The following is a 12,459-nucleotide window of genomic DNA, read 5'->3' as shown; positions in this document are numbered from 1 at the left end:
CTCAGATCTCCAGCGCCAGCTTCTGGAGTTCGACCAGCTCGCGGATGCCGCGGTCCGCGAGGTCGAGCAGGCGGTTCATGGTGGCGCGGTCGAAGGCGTCGCCTTCGGCGGTGCCCTGCACTTCAACGAAGGCGCCGCTGTCCGTCATGATCACGTTCATGTCGGTGTCGCAGTCGGAATCCTCCACGTAGTCGAGGTCCAGCACCGGCATGCCCTTGTAGACGCCGACTGAAATGGCGGCCACGAAGTGCTTGACCGGAATCGCTTCGATCAGGCCGCGCTCTTTCAGCTTGCTGAAGGCGTCGTAGGCCGCCACCATGGCGCCGGTGATCGATGCGGTGCGGGTGCCGCCGTCGGCCTGGATCACGTCGCAGTCCAGGTGCAGCGTGCGTTCGCCGAAGGCCTGCAGGTCGAAGGCGGCGCGCAGCGAGCGGCCGATCAGGCGCTGGATCTCCTGGGTGCGGCCGCTCTGCTTGCCCTTGGCCGCTTCACGGTCCATGCGCGAATGCGTGGAGCGCGGCAGCATGCCGTATTCGGCCGTCATCCAGCCCTGCCCTTTGCCCTTCAGGAAGCCAGGCACTTTTTCTTCGATGCTGGCGGTGCAGATCACTTTCGTGTCGCCGCATTCGATCAGCACGGAGCCTTCCGCATGCTTGGTGTAATTGCGCGTCAGGCGGATGGTGCGCAGCGCGTCAACCGCGCGGCCACTTGGGCGGGATTCAAAGCTCATGGTCTTCCTATTTGAGTATCTGGGATGATTTTTCAATCGCCATGCGGATTTCCGCAATGGCTTTTTCAATGTCGTCGTCGTTGAAACCACCGGCTACCGTGGTGCTCGGCGCGTCTTCCGCCAGCGCTTCGGTGGACACCATGGTGGACAGGGCCGCCGCCGAGGTCTGGGCGCTGTCCACGACCGTACTGCCCTGCCACATGATGGCCAGCGCCGTCACGTTGTCGCTGCGCTCGCCGGCGCGGACTAGGGCTGCCTGCAGCAGTTCCGGCACGGCGCGCACGATGGTTTCACCGGCCATGGTGCGCAGCACTTGCTCTTCCGGCACCATGGCCCACAGGCCATCCGAGCATAATAACATCTGGTCGCCCGGCAGCAGGCTGGCCCGCCCGGAGACTTCCACGCGCGGCAGGCTGGAGGCGCCGAGGCAGCTATACAGCTTGTTGCGGTCGGGATGGCTGGCGCGCGCGGATGCCGGCACGGTGCCGCGGTCGATCAGCTTTTCCACATGCGAGTGGTCGCGCGTGCGCGCCATCAACTGGCCACCGCGCAGCCAGTACAGGCGCGAGTCGCCGCAGTGCGCCCAGATCGCCATATTGTGCTGGATCAGGCAGGCCACGATGGTGGTGCGCGGCGTGTCCGGCAGGTTTTCCAGCGCACTGTAGCGGTGGATCTCGCGGTGCGCGGCCAGGCAGGCCTCTTCCAGGAAGCGTTCCGGCCCTTTCACATAGGGCTTGGCCTGCTGCTGGAACAGGGCGGAAAAAGTCTGCAGGGCGATGGTGGCCGCCACTTCGCCGCGCAGGTGGCCGCCCATGCCGTCGGCCAGCACCAGCAGCAGCGCCTCGCGCGTGTAGCTGTAGCCCATGCGGTCCTGGTTGACCTTGCGGCCGCCGATATGGCTTTCCTGGTAGACGGAGAACTGCATGGTCAGGATTGCAGCGTGTCGGCCGAAACCTTGCGGCCGGGGCGAAGGCGCTGCACCAGGCCGCGCAGCCGGTCCAGCGTGCCCAGTGCGGGCGTGGCCGGAACCTGGGCGGTGACGGGCAGCTGCAACAGGCGCTGCAGTTCGAACAGGCTTTGCGGGCGGGCCAGCGGATCGAGCTCCAGCGACCAGCGTACCGCATGCAGCAGCTCAGGCGAATACTGCCCTTCCAGCTTGGCGAAATGGGCTTCCATCTTGTCTTCCTTGCGGCGCTGGTCGGCCGGCTGTGGCGGCGCACCGGCCATGCAGCAGAACATGGAGGCGCCGATGCTATAGGCGTCGGTCCAGGGGCCCGGCGCTTCGGTCTTCGAATACAGCTCGGGCGGGGCGAAGCCTGGCGTGTACATGGGCGTGAGCCTGGGTCCTTCGGCATTCACGGTCTGGCGCGCCGCACCAAAATCGAGCAGCATGGGCGTGCCGTCGCGCCGGATATAGATATTGGCGGGTTTCAGGTCCAGGTGCAGCAGCTTATTGGCGTGCACTTCACGCAGCCCTTTCAGGGTTTGCGTAAATATCTGGCGAATAAACTTTTCGCCGGTTTTCAGGCCTTTGATGCGCTGTCCCTGAATATGCTCCTGCAGCGAATGTCCCGATTCATAGGCCATTACCATATACACGGTATCGTGCGCGCGGAAGAAATTCAACACTCTTACAACATTTGGATGAGAAATCCTGGCGAGCGCCCGGCCCTCTTCAAAAAAGCATTTCAGCCCTATTCTAAAGACCGGAAGGTTCGATTTCGATACCGCCGGGATCAATTCTCCCTCTTGACGTAATGCGAGCGCGCTTGGTAAATACTCCTTGATGGCGACCGCATTGCCTTCCGCGTCGTAGGCGAGGTAAACAATACTGAACCCACCCGACGCAATTTTCTTTACAATGCGGTATCCAGCTACTTCCAGTCCGTCCGGAAGTGGGGCGTTGTTTTGTGCAGCCATAAGTTCCTCGCCTCGACAACCGGATTGTGTGGATAAAACCATGTATTGTAAAGATAAAATCGGGGAGATCCATTGAGCATTTCCAGCATGACTGGCTACGCGGTTGCCACTAGCGAAAGCGCTGCGGGAACGCTGACAATCGAGATCAAGAGCGTCAATTCGCGCTTCCTTGACCTCCAGTTCCGCATCAACGACGACCTGCGCGCCCTCGAACCCGATTTACGCTCTGCCATCATGTCCGCCATCACGCGCGGCAAGGTCGAGATCCGCCTGAGCTTCGGCCGCAAGGCTGCCGCCGCCGGCACCCAGGCCCTGAATGTCACCCTGTTGAACGAGCTGGCCCGCCTCCAGAACGAGGTGGGAAAGCACTTCGCCGGCGCGCAGGCCATGTCCGTGGCCGAATTGCTGCGCTGGCCCGGTGTGGTGGAAGAAGCACAGATTGGCCAGGAAACCCTGCAGGCTGACGTGAGCGCGCTGATGGCGCGCACCGTCGAAGCCTTCGTCAACAGCCGCCAGCGCGAAGGCGCGGCGCTGGAGGCAATGCTGGTCTCGCGCATCGAATCGATGGAGGGCATCGTCAAGCGCATCACGCCGCTGATTCCGCAAGTGGTGGCGCAGTTCCAGCAGAAAGCCGTGGAGCGCATGCAGGAGGCGCTGGGCCTTGCGGCCGGCAATTCCAACAGCAGCCTGTCGCGCCAGGACGCGATGGAGCGCATCCGCCAGGAAGTCATCCTGTACGGCATCCGCATCGACGTGGCCGAAGAGCTGGGCCGCCTGTCAGCGCACCTGAGCGAAACGCGCCACATCCTGAAGAAAGGCGGCCAGGTCGGCAAACGCCTGGACTTCATGATGCAGGAGCTGAACCGCGAAGCGAATACGCTGGGCGCCAAGGCCTCCGTCAAGGAGCTGGCCGATGCCTCGATGGAGCTGAAGCTGCTGATCGAGCAGATGCGGGAACAGGTGCAGAACCTGGAATAAGAAAAAGCGGCTTGAAGCCGCTTTTTTTTACTTCCAGCCTGCCGCTTCGTAGATCTGCTGGACGGTGGCGAGGTGCTTCGCAATATCGCCGACATTGGTCTTGTCGGCCTTGAAGCTGCCCAGCTGCGCCAGCGCCGGGTTGGGCGACTTGGCGGTCGGCGCGGCCGGCCATTCATTGTTCCCGTCCGCGAAGTACACCTGCGCTTCGTCCGAAGCCAGGTACTCCAGGAACCTGATGGCGTTTTCGCGGTTCGGCGCGTGCTTCAGCACACCGGCGCCGGACACGTTCACATGCGCGCCGTAGCCCTTCTGGTTCGGGAACACGATGGAGATCGATTCGATCACCTTCTTGTCTTCCGGCTTATCGGAGCGCATCAGGCGGCCGAGGTAGTAGGAGTTGGTGATGGCCACGCCGCAGTCGCCGCTGGCCACGCCGCGCACCTGGTCCAGGTCGCCGCCCTTCGGCGGGCGCGCCAGGTTGGCCACGATGCCCTTGGCCCACTGCTCCGTTTTCTTTTCGCCGTTATGCTGCAGCACCGTCGCGCCCAGCGACAGGTTGTAGGGATGGCTGCCGTTACGCACGCACAGCTTGCCCTTCAAACGCGGATTGGCCAGGTCTTCATAGTTCTGCACCCAGGCCGCCTTCACCGATGCGTTATGCACGATGACGCGCGAACGCACCGAGAACGCCATCCAGTCATCCGTGCGCAGGTGGGCCGGGATGCGTTCGTTCAGCACCGGCGAACTGACCGGCGCGAACAGGCCCTGCGCGTCGGCGCGTGCCATGCGCGAGATGTCCACCGTCACCAGCACGTCGGCCGGACTGGTGGCGCCTTCTTTCACGATACGTTCGATGACTTCGTTTTCGCCCGCCTCGATGCGGTTGACCGTGATGCCGGTCTGCTTCGTAAAGTTCTCGTACAGCGCCGGGTCGGTCTGGTAGTGGCGCGATGAATACAGGTTGATCACCTGGCCGTCGGCTGCATGGGCGCCGGCGGCGGACAGTGCGAGAACGAGCAGCGCGGCAGACTTCATCGGCGTCATGGGATTACCTTTAATCGGGATGCGGATGGCGCGATTATACCGGCGGATGTCCGCGCTGCGGTGCTTTGCCGATGCCGTCGAACCAGTCCAGCGCCATGCGCCACAGCGGTTCGGCGTGGGCGCGGAAGTAGCCCATATGTCCCAGCTTGCGCAGGCCGCTGCGCGCGGGATCGATGTCGATGCCGAACCAGGGCGCGTTGCGGTAGCCCGCCATGAAGGCGTCGCGCGATGCCGGCGGGGCCCAGCGGTCGTCAGTCGCATTCAGGGCCACGATAGGCGCGCGCACCTCGCGGAAACGGTCAGTCACATCGCCCATGCGGGGATCGTCGAAGAAGTAGCGCGGGAAGCCGCACCAGTGCCGCCATTGGCTGTAGACGCGCAGAGGCAGGTCTTCGCCCATGCCCAGGCGGCTCCAGCCCAGGAAGCCGTGGCGCTTCGTCATCAGGGGCCCCAGCACACGCCACATGAAGAGCACGCGCAGCCTTTCCAGCAGCGGCATCCAGCCGTGCCAGCCGGCGCCGGTGGCGAAGGTGTAGAGCGCGTCCACCTTGCAGTGATTGGGCAGGAGGCCGAAGGCGTGCCCGCCATAGGAATGGCCGACCATGAACAGCGGCACGCCGCCATCGGCCATTTCATCGACGGCCGCGGCGAGGTCCAGGCGGCCCCAGTCCAGGAAATCGCCTTCGAAGCCGCGCAGGCTGGGCGGCGCGGAGCGGCCGATGCCGCGATAGTCGAAGGTGAGCACCGTGAAGCCGCGCTGCGCGGCGTATTCGGCGAAGCGGCGGTAGAAGCCCTGCGGCACGCCGGTGGCGCCCGCAAGCACCAGCCGCGCGCGTTCCGCGCCCACGGCGCGGTAGCGGGTGGCGGCCAGCGGGTAGCCGTCCGCTGCATTCAGCGTGAACGTCTCCGTCGCTCCCGCGCAGGGAGCCCAGGGGGCCGGCTGCGCACTCCTGGGCTCCGCATCGGCGGACCGCCACCTGCGTGGGAGCGACGACGCAGTACCGGATGGACTCATGGCTTTACTCCTTGCGGATCAGGGACAGCAGGGTTTCGGTGGTCTGCACCATGGGCGCGGTGTCCTGCGCCACGCGCGATTGCAGCAAGGCGCCTTCGTAGGCGGAGACGATCAGCGCCGCCAGCCCTGCCGCTTGCGCAGGCGCGTGGCCGATCTGCTCCAGCGCCGCCGCGATGCGCCCGCGCAGGGCCGCGAAGCCGGCAGCCAGCGCGCGGCGGATCTCCACATCGGCGGCCGTCGACTCCAGCGCCACGGCAGCCAGCGGGCAGCCGCGCTCGAACTGGCTGCCGTACAGCCCTTCCATGGCGCGCGTGATCCACAGGCGCAGCGCGGAGCCCACATCCGGCTCGCGCTCCACATACTGGTCCAGCTTGTGGCACAGCCAGGACACCGTCGATTCAATGGCCGCCACCGCCAGTTCGCTCTTCCCGCCGGGGAAATGGTGGTACATCACGCCCTTGGGCGCCTGCGCCTGGGCCAGGATCTCGTTCAGCCCCGCCCCGTGCAGCCCCTTGTGCTGCAGGGTATGGATCATGGCGTGGACCAGGCGGTCGCGGGTGGTGGGCGTCTTGTTCATGGAATAATTCTATAGACCAGTCGGTCTAGCCGTCAAGCAAAGCAGTGTAATTTGTTGATTCCTCTTGGTAAAATACGTTTTTGGGCGAGCGCCCACGCAGATCACTATTTCTTATGAGCCAACACTTCTCTGGCAGCCTGTTCATGGTCGCCGCACCTTCCGGTGCCGGCAAATCCACGCTGGTGAACGCCCTGCTCGCGCAGGAGCCGGCCATCAAGCTCTCCATCTCGACCACCACGCGCGCGCCGCGTCCGGGCGAGGAGCACGGCCGCGAATACTTCTTCACCACGCCGCAGGACTTCGTGGCGCGTGCCGAAGCAGGCGAATTCCTGGAATGGGCCGAAGTGCACGGCAACTACTACGGCACCTCGCGCATCTTCGTGGAAGAGCAGATGAAGGCCGGCACCGACATCCTGCTGGAGATCGACTGGCAGGGTGCGCGCCAGGTCAAGAAGCAGTTCCCGCAGGCGGCCGGCATCTTCATTTTGCCGCCCTCGATCGCGGCGCTGGAAGAACGCCTCAACAAGCGCGGGCAGGACGAACCGCATGTGATTACGCGGCGCCTGCTGGCTGCGGGCGGCGAAATCGCCCACGCGCCGGAGTTCGAGTATGTTATTATCAATGAAGAGTTTCCGGTCGCCTTGTCCGAGCTGAGCGCGATCGTCCGATCGGCCCGTTGCCGGTTCGCGCAACAAGCCGCCCGCAGTGCAGCGCTGTTTGCCCAGCTGGGCATCCATGCCACCGCCGCCGAATAAATACCGTATTGACATCAGGAGTTGTAAATGGCCCGTATTACTATCGAAGATTGCCTGCAGAATGTGCCTAACCGCTTCCAGCTGACCCTGGCCGCGACCTACCGCGCCCGCCAGCTGCTGCAAGGCCATACCCCGAAAGTGGAAGCCAAGGACAAGCCGACCGTGCTGGCCCTGCGCGAAATCGCTGCCGGCAAGGTCGGCCTGGAAATGCTGAAAAAGGTCCCAATGTAAGCTGGGAACCTGCGTTCCCTGAGTTGTCGTTGTCACAGGTTCCCGATTCTTGTCTCTGCGATCAACCATGAACCTGACACCAGCCGATCCCGGCATCACTGAAGCGCCCCGGCGGGCGCGACGATCGGCGAAGTCCAGGCCGGAAGCTGCTGCACCCGCAGCTCCGGCCATCCCTACCTCCCCCCTTGCTGCCCCCACTGTGACCGCGGGCGTAGCCACCATCACCCACCTGACCGAAAAGCTGGCCGAGTACATGGCCGAGGCGGACCTGAAAAAGGTCAAGGAAGCCTATCGTTTTTCGGACGAGATGCACCTGGGGCAGGTACGCAAATCGGGCGAGCCGTATATCTCGCATCCCATCGCCGTCGCCGAAATCTGCGCCGACTGGAAGCTGGACGCGCAGGCCATCATGGCCGCGCTGCTGCACGATGTGATGGAAGACCAGGACGTCAAGAAGGACGAACTGATCGAACGCTTCGGCGCGCCGGTGGCGCACCTGGTGGACGGCCTGTCCAAGCTGGAGAAAATCGAATTCCAGAGCCAGATCGAAGCGCAGGCGGAAAACTTCCGCAAGATGCTGCTGGCCATGGCATCGGACGTGCGCGTCATCCTCATCAAGCTGGCCGACCGCCTGCACAATATGCGCACGCTGGACGTGATGGCGCCGCACAAGAAGCGCCGCATCGCCGGCGAGACCATGGAAGTGTATGTGCCGATTGCGCACCGCCTTGGCCTCAACAACATCTACCGCGAGCTGCAGGACCTCTCCTTCGAACATCTTTACCCGATGCGCTACCACGTGCTGGCCAAAGCCGTGAAGGCGGCGCGCGGCAACCGGCGCGAAGTGGTCAGCAAGATCATGGACTCGGTGAAGAATACGCTGGCGATGGCGAACATTCCGGCCGAGGTATATGGGCGCGAGAAAACGCTGTACGGCATCTACAAGAAGATGCGCTCCAAGCACCTGTCCTTCTCGCAGGTGCTGGACGTGTACGGCTTCCGCGTGGTGGTGGACAACTTCCCCAACTGCTATGTGGCGCTGGGCACCCTGCACTCGCTGTACAAGCCGATGCCGGGCAAGTTCAAGGACTACATCGCCATCCGCAAGCTGAATGGCTACCAGTCGCTGCATACGACGCTGATCGGCCCTTACGGCACGCCGGTGGAATTCCAGATCCGCACCCAGGAAATGCACCGCACCGCCGAATCGGGCGTGGCGGCGCACTGGCTGTACAAGACGGGCGACATGAATATGTCGGACATGCAGCAGCGCACCCATGCCTGGCTGCAGTCGCTGCTCGACATCCAGCAGCAGACCGGCGATTCGGCCGAATTCCTGGAACATGTGAAGGTCGACCTGTTCCCCGATTCCGTGTACGTGTTCACGCCGAAATCGAAGATCATCGCGATGCCGCGCGGCGCCACGCCGATCGACTTTGCGTATGCGATCCACACGGGCATTGGCGACCACACGGTCTCGGTGACGATCAACGGCGAACCGGCGCCGCTGCGCACGGAACTGCGCAATGGCGACATTGTGGAAATCGTCACCGACAATAATTCGCGGCCGTCGCCGAGCTGGCTGAGTTTTGTCCGCACCGGCAAGGCGCGTTCCGCGATCCGGCACCATCTGCGCACCATCAACCTGCCGGAATCGATCGGCCTCGGCAAACAGCTGCTGACGCAGGCGCTGAACGCCATCGGCGTGGCGCCCGAGCTGCCGGAGCCGCTGGTGGAAAGGCTGCTCAACGAATCGAGCGCGAAGTCGATGGACGAGCTGCATGCCGACATCGGCATCGGCAAGCGCATGGCGGCGCTGGTGGCGCGGCACATCTTCGGCCTGCTGGGCGGGGAATCGTCGAGCGTGCCGGTGGACCACAACAGCGCGGCCGACCTCGACCCGGTCACGATTTACGGCAGCGAAGGCGTCTCGGTCCAGCTGGCGCCGTGCTGCCTGCCGATTCCGGGCGACCAGATCATCGGCCAGCTGCGGCGCGACCAGGGCCTGCAGGTGCACACGGCGGACTGCTCGGTGGCCAAGCGCCACCGCGACAAGGAGCCGGACCGCTGGATCCCCGTGAAGTGGGGCACGGAACTGAACCGCCGCTTCGACAGCCGTATCCGCCTGCTGATCAACAACGAAAAAGGCATCCTCGCGCGCGTGGCGGCCGAGATCGGCGAATCGGACGGCAACATCACCTTTGTGGGCATGGACGAGGACAGCGAGCACGTGCTGCACCAGCTGCGCTTCACGATCCAGGTCAAGGACCGCGTGCACCTGGCCGGCCTGCTGCGCAACGTCCGCAAAGTCGCCGGCGTCAACCGCGTCAGCCGCGAGCGCGCCTGAGAAAAGTTGCCTGAAAATTGGGGACAGACCCGGATTTTGGAAATCCGGGTCTGTCCCTATTTTTTAGGGCGGCCGCGTTTGGGACGGCCCATGCCGGGAATCCTCCCGCCATTGATGCTGTCGCGCAGCTCCGAGAGCTGGAAGGCGGTCAACTCCTTGCCGAAGGACTGGCGATAGTTTTCCTGCCGCTCTTCCTGCGTGCTGCCCAAGCCCTGGTACAGGACGTGGGGCGTCAGCAGAGGATCATACTGATAACCGGCATTGCCGTTAAAGCTCGACCAGCGGTACCCTTCCGGCCCGGCGACCATCCCTGCACGTACCGGATTCAATTCGATATAGCGCTGGCAAGCCAGCAGATAGCGCTCCGTAGGCACCGGGCAGGAATGGTAGCGCCCCTCCCACAGGGCGCCGCTGCGCTCGTGGCAGCGGTTCACGAACTGCGCATATTCCTGTGCAACGCCTTTCATCATGCAGGCGATATCCGCCACCATGGAAAACGACGCCAGCACGTGAACGTGGTTCGTCATCAGCACATAGGCATGGATGGGACAGCTCATCTGAGCGGAAAAGTCCTGAAGCAGGTTCAGGTAGAAGAGATAGTCCGTCTGCTTGAAAAAGCAGGCTTGCCGGTTATGCCCCCGCTGCACGATATGCAAAGGAGCCCCGGCCAGCAGTATGCGCGCGCCGCGTGGCATACATCCTCCTTTCGTCCCGGTTCCGGCCATCATGCGCCGCAAGCCCGGCCTATATCCTGCCGCAGCGCAAATAGTTGCCAGAAAATTGGGGACAGACCCTAATTTCTAAAATCCGGGTCTGTCCCCAATTTCTAGGAAACTTTTTCGGGGTAGGAGACGGAGAGGATGTCCAGCTCTTCGGGGCCGTTGGGGGTGTGGAGGGTCACGGTGTCGCCTTCGCGCGCCTTGGTCAGCGTGCGGGCGATCGGGGAGATCCAGCTGACCTTGCCTTTCAGCGGGTCGAATTCGTCAATGCCGACAATCGTGATCGTGTTTTCTTCGCCTGCGCTGTTCGCGTAGGTCACGGTGGCGCCGAAGAAGATCTGGTCGCTGCCGTGGTGCACGCCGGGATCCACCACTTCCGCCAGGTCCAGGCGCTTGGTCAGGAAGCGGATGCGGCGGTCGATTTCGCGCAGGCGGCGCTTGCCGTAGATGTAGTCGCCGTTCTCCGAGCGGTCGCCGTTCGAGGCGGCCCAGTGCACGACCTTCACCACTTCCGGCCGCTCCACGTCGATCAGCTGCAGCAGCTCGGCCTTGATGGCCGCATAGCCGGCCGGCGTCAGGTAGTTTTTCGCGCCCGGCGGGATCGGGGGCGCGCCCGGCATCTCGTCTTCGTCGTCGTTCTCGGTTTCTTTTACGAATGCTTTGTTCATGGTGCAGGTGTCACGTATCATCCAGCGAATGCTGACCGATTGTACACACTTATGAGCCAAGCCCTCTCCTGCCTGGATGCAATCTGGCAAAGCACGCGCTCGGAGCTGTTTTTGTTCGATCCCCAGTCCCAGCGCTGCGTCGCCGCCAATCCGGCCGCGCTGCAGGCCAGCGGCTACGCGCCGCGGGACCTGCCCGGCCTCGCCCTCACCGCCCTGGTGTCGCCCACGCCCCTGCCCGACGGCGCCGAGCAGCAGGCCCGCCTGCGCCGCGCCGACGGCAGCGGCCATGCCGTCACCCTGCGCCTGCAGCCCGTGCACGGCGATGGCCGCACCCTGCTGCTGCTGAGCGCCGAGGACCGCGCAGCGCGCGATGCGCTGCAGCAGGTGCAGTCGCGCTTCGATGCCATCGTGTCCCACACGCCGGGCCTGGTCTACCAGTTCCGCCTGCATCCGGACGGGCGCGTCGAATTTCCCTACCTGAGCGAGGGCTGCCAGGCCCTGCTGGGCGTCAGCGCCGCAACCCTGCATGCGGCGCCCGAACGCTTCCTGCAGCTGGTGCTGGCCGATGACCGCGCGTCCTACCTGGAATCGATGCGCGCCTCGGCCGCGTCGCAGTGGAGCTGGAACTGGGAGGGCCGCATCTGGATCGATGCCTGGAAGGATGTGAAGTGGATTAACCTGCGCTCCACCCCGCACCCCCTGCCCGACGGCGTGGTGCAGTGGGAGGGCATCATGACCAATATCACCGAGTCCAAGCTGGAGCAGATGGAGGTGCGCGCCAGCCGCGCCCGCCTGGCCGAGCTGAGCGCGCACAGCGAGAAGGTGAAGGAGCAGGAACGCACCCGCATCGCGCGCGAGATCCACGATGACCTCGGCGGCAACCTTACCGCCATCAAGATGGCGCTGGCCATGCTGGCGGCGCGCCTGCCCGACGATGAGGCCATCCACGAGAAGGCGGCCTATGTCGATGCGCTGGTGGACCGCACCATCGATGCCGTGCACCGCATTACCCTCGACCTGCGCCCTTCCATCCTCGATTTCGGCCTGGTGGCGGCGCTGGAATGGCAGGTGAAGGAGTTCGCCAGCCAGGCCGGCCTGGCCTGCAGCTTCCAGTCCAACGAGAAAGACATGGAGCTGGACCCGGACCAGGCCACCGCCCTGTTCCGCATCGTGCAGGAGGCGCTGACCAATATCGCCAAGCACGCGAAAGCGGGACGCGTGGCGGTGCGCCTGTCCCGGACGCGCCACCATATCAGTGTGAAGATCACGGACAATGGGGTCGGCATCCGCCCCGCCGACCGCACAAAGCGGGACAGTTTCGGCCTGCGCGGCATGGCCGAGCGCGCCCGGGCGCTGAACGGGGCGTTAACGCTGAGCCACGCGCCGGGCGGCGGAACCGTGGTGGCGATCAAGATTCCCCGCCCCGACCGTGTCCAGGACGCTACAATAGCCGAAGCAGCCGTAACGAAATAGCG

General features: G+C 64.1%; 13 protein-coding genes. 5 read left to right on the top strand and 8 right to left on the bottom strand.

Translation table 11 applies throughout. The features are described from left to right. Position 1: 1 nt before the first annotated feature. Genes rph through ACJRPG_RS03270 form a run of 3 tightly spaced genes read right to left on the bottom strand, consistent with a single transcriptional unit; the run spans position 2 to position 2,650 of the window. Complete coding sequence (rph, locus tag ACJRPG_RS03280; protein WP_407998607.1) at positions 2 to 730, bottom strand: ribonuclease PH; 729 nt, start codon at positions 728 to 730, stop codon at positions 2 to 4. A 7-nt stretch (positions 731 to 737) separates the two neighbouring features. After that, positions 738 to 1,655, bottom strand: a complete 918-nt coding sequence (locus tag ACJRPG_RS03275) for a PP2C family protein-serine/threonine phosphatase (RefSeq protein ID WP_407998606.1) — start codon at positions 1,653 to 1,655, stop codon at positions 738 to 740. Positions 1,656 to 1,657: 2 nt separating this feature from the next. Beyond that, positions 1,658 to 2,650: a serine/threonine protein kinase gene (locus ACJRPG_RS03270; RefSeq protein WP_407998674.1), complete on the bottom strand. Its 993-nt coding sequence runs from the start codon at positions 2,648 to 2,650 to the stop codon at positions 1,658 to 1,660. 87 nt (positions 2,651 to 2,737) lie between these two features. Between ACJRPG_RS03270 and ACJRPG_RS03265 the strand changes: the two genes are divergently transcribed. Then, entirely contained in the window at positions 2,738 to 3,628 is an 891-nt protein-coding gene (locus ACJRPG_RS03265) for a YicC/YloC family endoribonuclease (RefSeq protein ID WP_407998673.1), read from the top strand. A 27-nt stretch (positions 3,629 to 3,655) separates the two neighbouring features. Here ACJRPG_RS03265 and ACJRPG_RS03260 read toward each other — a convergent pair whose 3' ends face one another. From ACJRPG_RS03260 to ACJRPG_RS03250, 3 genes are read right to left on the bottom strand one after another with little or no spacing between them, the layout of a single operon-like run. Next, positions 3,656 to 4,663, bottom strand: a complete 1,008-nt coding sequence (locus tag ACJRPG_RS03260; RefSeq protein ID WP_510183100.1) for an extracellular solute-binding protein — start codon at positions 4,661 to 4,663, stop codon at positions 3,656 to 3,658. Between the two features lie 43 nt (positions 4,664 to 4,706). Next, entirely contained in the window at positions 4,707 to 5,687 is a 981-nt protein-coding gene (locus ACJRPG_RS03255) for an alpha/beta hydrolase family protein (RefSeq protein ID WP_407998604.1), read from the bottom strand. A 4-nt stretch (positions 5,688 to 5,691) separates the two neighbouring features. Further along, positions 5,692 to 6,264: a TetR/AcrR family transcriptional regulator gene (locus tag ACJRPG_RS03250; protein ID WP_407998603.1), complete on the bottom strand. Its 573-nt coding sequence runs from the start codon at positions 6,262 to 6,264 to the stop codon at positions 5,692 to 5,694. Positions 6,265 to 6,377: 113 nt separating this feature from the next. Between ACJRPG_RS03250 and gmk the strand changes: the two genes are divergently transcribed. From gmk to ACJRPG_RS03235, 3 genes are all read left to right on the top strand, one after another. Further along, entirely contained in the window at positions 6,378 to 7,019 is a 642-nt protein-coding gene (gene gmk, locus ACJRPG_RS03245) for a guanylate kinase (RefSeq protein WP_407998602.1), read from the top strand. 27 nt (positions 7,020 to 7,046) lie between these two features. Further along, positions 7,047 to 7,250, top strand: a complete 204-nt coding sequence (gene rpoZ / locus ACJRPG_RS03240) for a DNA-directed RNA polymerase subunit omega (protein WP_107143459.1) — start codon at positions 7,047 to 7,049, stop codon at positions 7,248 to 7,250. 67 nt (positions 7,251 to 7,317) lie between these two features. Further along, a complete protein-coding gene (locus ACJRPG_RS03235) occupies positions 7,318 to 9,597 on the top strand; it encodes a RelA/SpoT family protein (RefSeq protein ID WP_407998601.1) in 2,280 nt (759 codons plus the stop codon). 56 nt (positions 9,598 to 9,653) lie between these two features. Here the strand turns inward: ACJRPG_RS03235 and ACJRPG_RS03230 are convergent, their stop codons facing one another. Beyond that, positions 9,654 to 10,292, bottom strand: coding sequence for a transposase (locus tag ACJRPG_RS03230; RefSeq protein ID WP_407998600.1), 639 nt, complete (start codon positions 10,290 to 10,292; stop codon positions 9,654 to 9,656). Between the two features lie 131 nt (positions 10,293 to 10,423). After that, entirely contained in the window at positions 10,424 to 10,984 is a 561-nt protein-coding gene (gene greB / locus ACJRPG_RS03225) for a transcription elongation factor GreB (RefSeq protein ID WP_407998599.1), read from the bottom strand. Between the two features lie 51 nt (positions 10,985 to 11,035). On the opposite strand from greB, the gene ACJRPG_RS03220 reads away from it, so the two are divergent. Further along, positions 11,036 to 12,457 (top strand): ATP-binding protein, encoded by a 1,422-nt coding sequence (locus ACJRPG_RS03220; protein WP_407998598.1) that lies wholly within the window; start codon positions 11,036 to 11,038, stop codon positions 12,455 to 12,457. The last annotated feature ends 2 nt before the right edge of the window (positions 12,458 to 12,459 follow it).

Source organism: Pseudoduganella rhizocola (assembly GCF_045984285.3).
In the GTDB taxonomy this organism is placed as follows: domain Bacteria; phylum Pseudomonadota; class Gammaproteobacteria; order Burkholderiales; family Burkholderiaceae_D; genus Rugamonas.
This window is presented reverse-complemented; position numbering and strand designations above follow the sequence as displayed.

What these genes read in the sequence shown, in the direction of transcription:
- greB (WP_407998599.1), bottom strand. Translation starts at nt 10,984, where the DNA reads ATGAACAAAGCATTCGTAAAAGAAACCGAGAACGACGACGAAGACGAG.
- rph (WP_407998607.1), bottom strand. Translation starts at nt 730, where the DNA reads ATGAGCTTTGAATCCCGCCCAAGTGGCCGCGCGGTTGACGCGCTGCGC.
- rpoZ (WP_107143459.1), top strand. Translation starts at nt 7,047, where the DNA reads ATGGCCCGTATTACTATCGAAGATTGCCTGCAGAATGTGCCTAACCGC.
- ACJRPG_RS03250 (WP_407998603.1), bottom strand. Translation starts at nt 6,264, where the DNA reads ATGAACAAGACGCCCACCACCCGCGACCGCCTGGTCCACGCCATGATC.
- ACJRPG_RS03220 (WP_407998598.1), top strand. Translation starts at nt 11,036, where the DNA reads ATGAGCCAAGCCCTCTCCTGCCTGGATGCAATCTGGCAAAGCACGCGC.
- gmk (WP_407998602.1), top strand. Translation starts at nt 6,378, where the DNA reads ATGAGCCAACACTTCTCTGGCAGCCTGTTCATGGTCGCCGCACCTTCC.
- ACJRPG_RS03270 (WP_407998674.1), bottom strand. Translation starts at nt 2,650, where the DNA reads ATGGCTGCACAAAACAACGCCCCACTTCCGGACGGACTGGAAGTAGCT.
- ACJRPG_RS03235 (WP_407998601.1), top strand. Translation starts at nt 7,318, where the DNA reads ATGAACCTGACACCAGCCGATCCCGGCATCACTGAAGCGCCCCGGCGG.
- ACJRPG_RS03260 (WP_510183100.1), bottom strand. Translation starts at nt 4,663, where the DNA reads ATGAAGTCTGCCGCGCTGCTCGTTCTCGCACTGTCCGCCGCCGGCGCC.
- ACJRPG_RS03255 (WP_407998604.1), bottom strand. Translation starts at nt 5,687, where the DNA reads ATGAGTCCATCCGGTACTGCGTCGTCGCTCCCACGCAGGTGGCGGTCC.
- ACJRPG_RS03230 (WP_407998600.1), bottom strand. Translation starts at nt 10,292, where the DNA reads ATGCCACGCGGCGCGCGCATACTGCTGGCCGGGGCTCCTTTGCATATC.
- ACJRPG_RS03265 (WP_407998673.1), top strand. Translation starts at nt 2,738, where the DNA reads ATGACTGGCTACGCGGTTGCCACTAGCGAAAGCGCTGCGGGAACGCTG.
- ACJRPG_RS03275 (WP_407998606.1), bottom strand. Translation starts at nt 1,655, where the DNA reads ATGCAGTTCTCCGTCTACCAGGAAAGCCATATCGGCGGCCGCAAGGTC.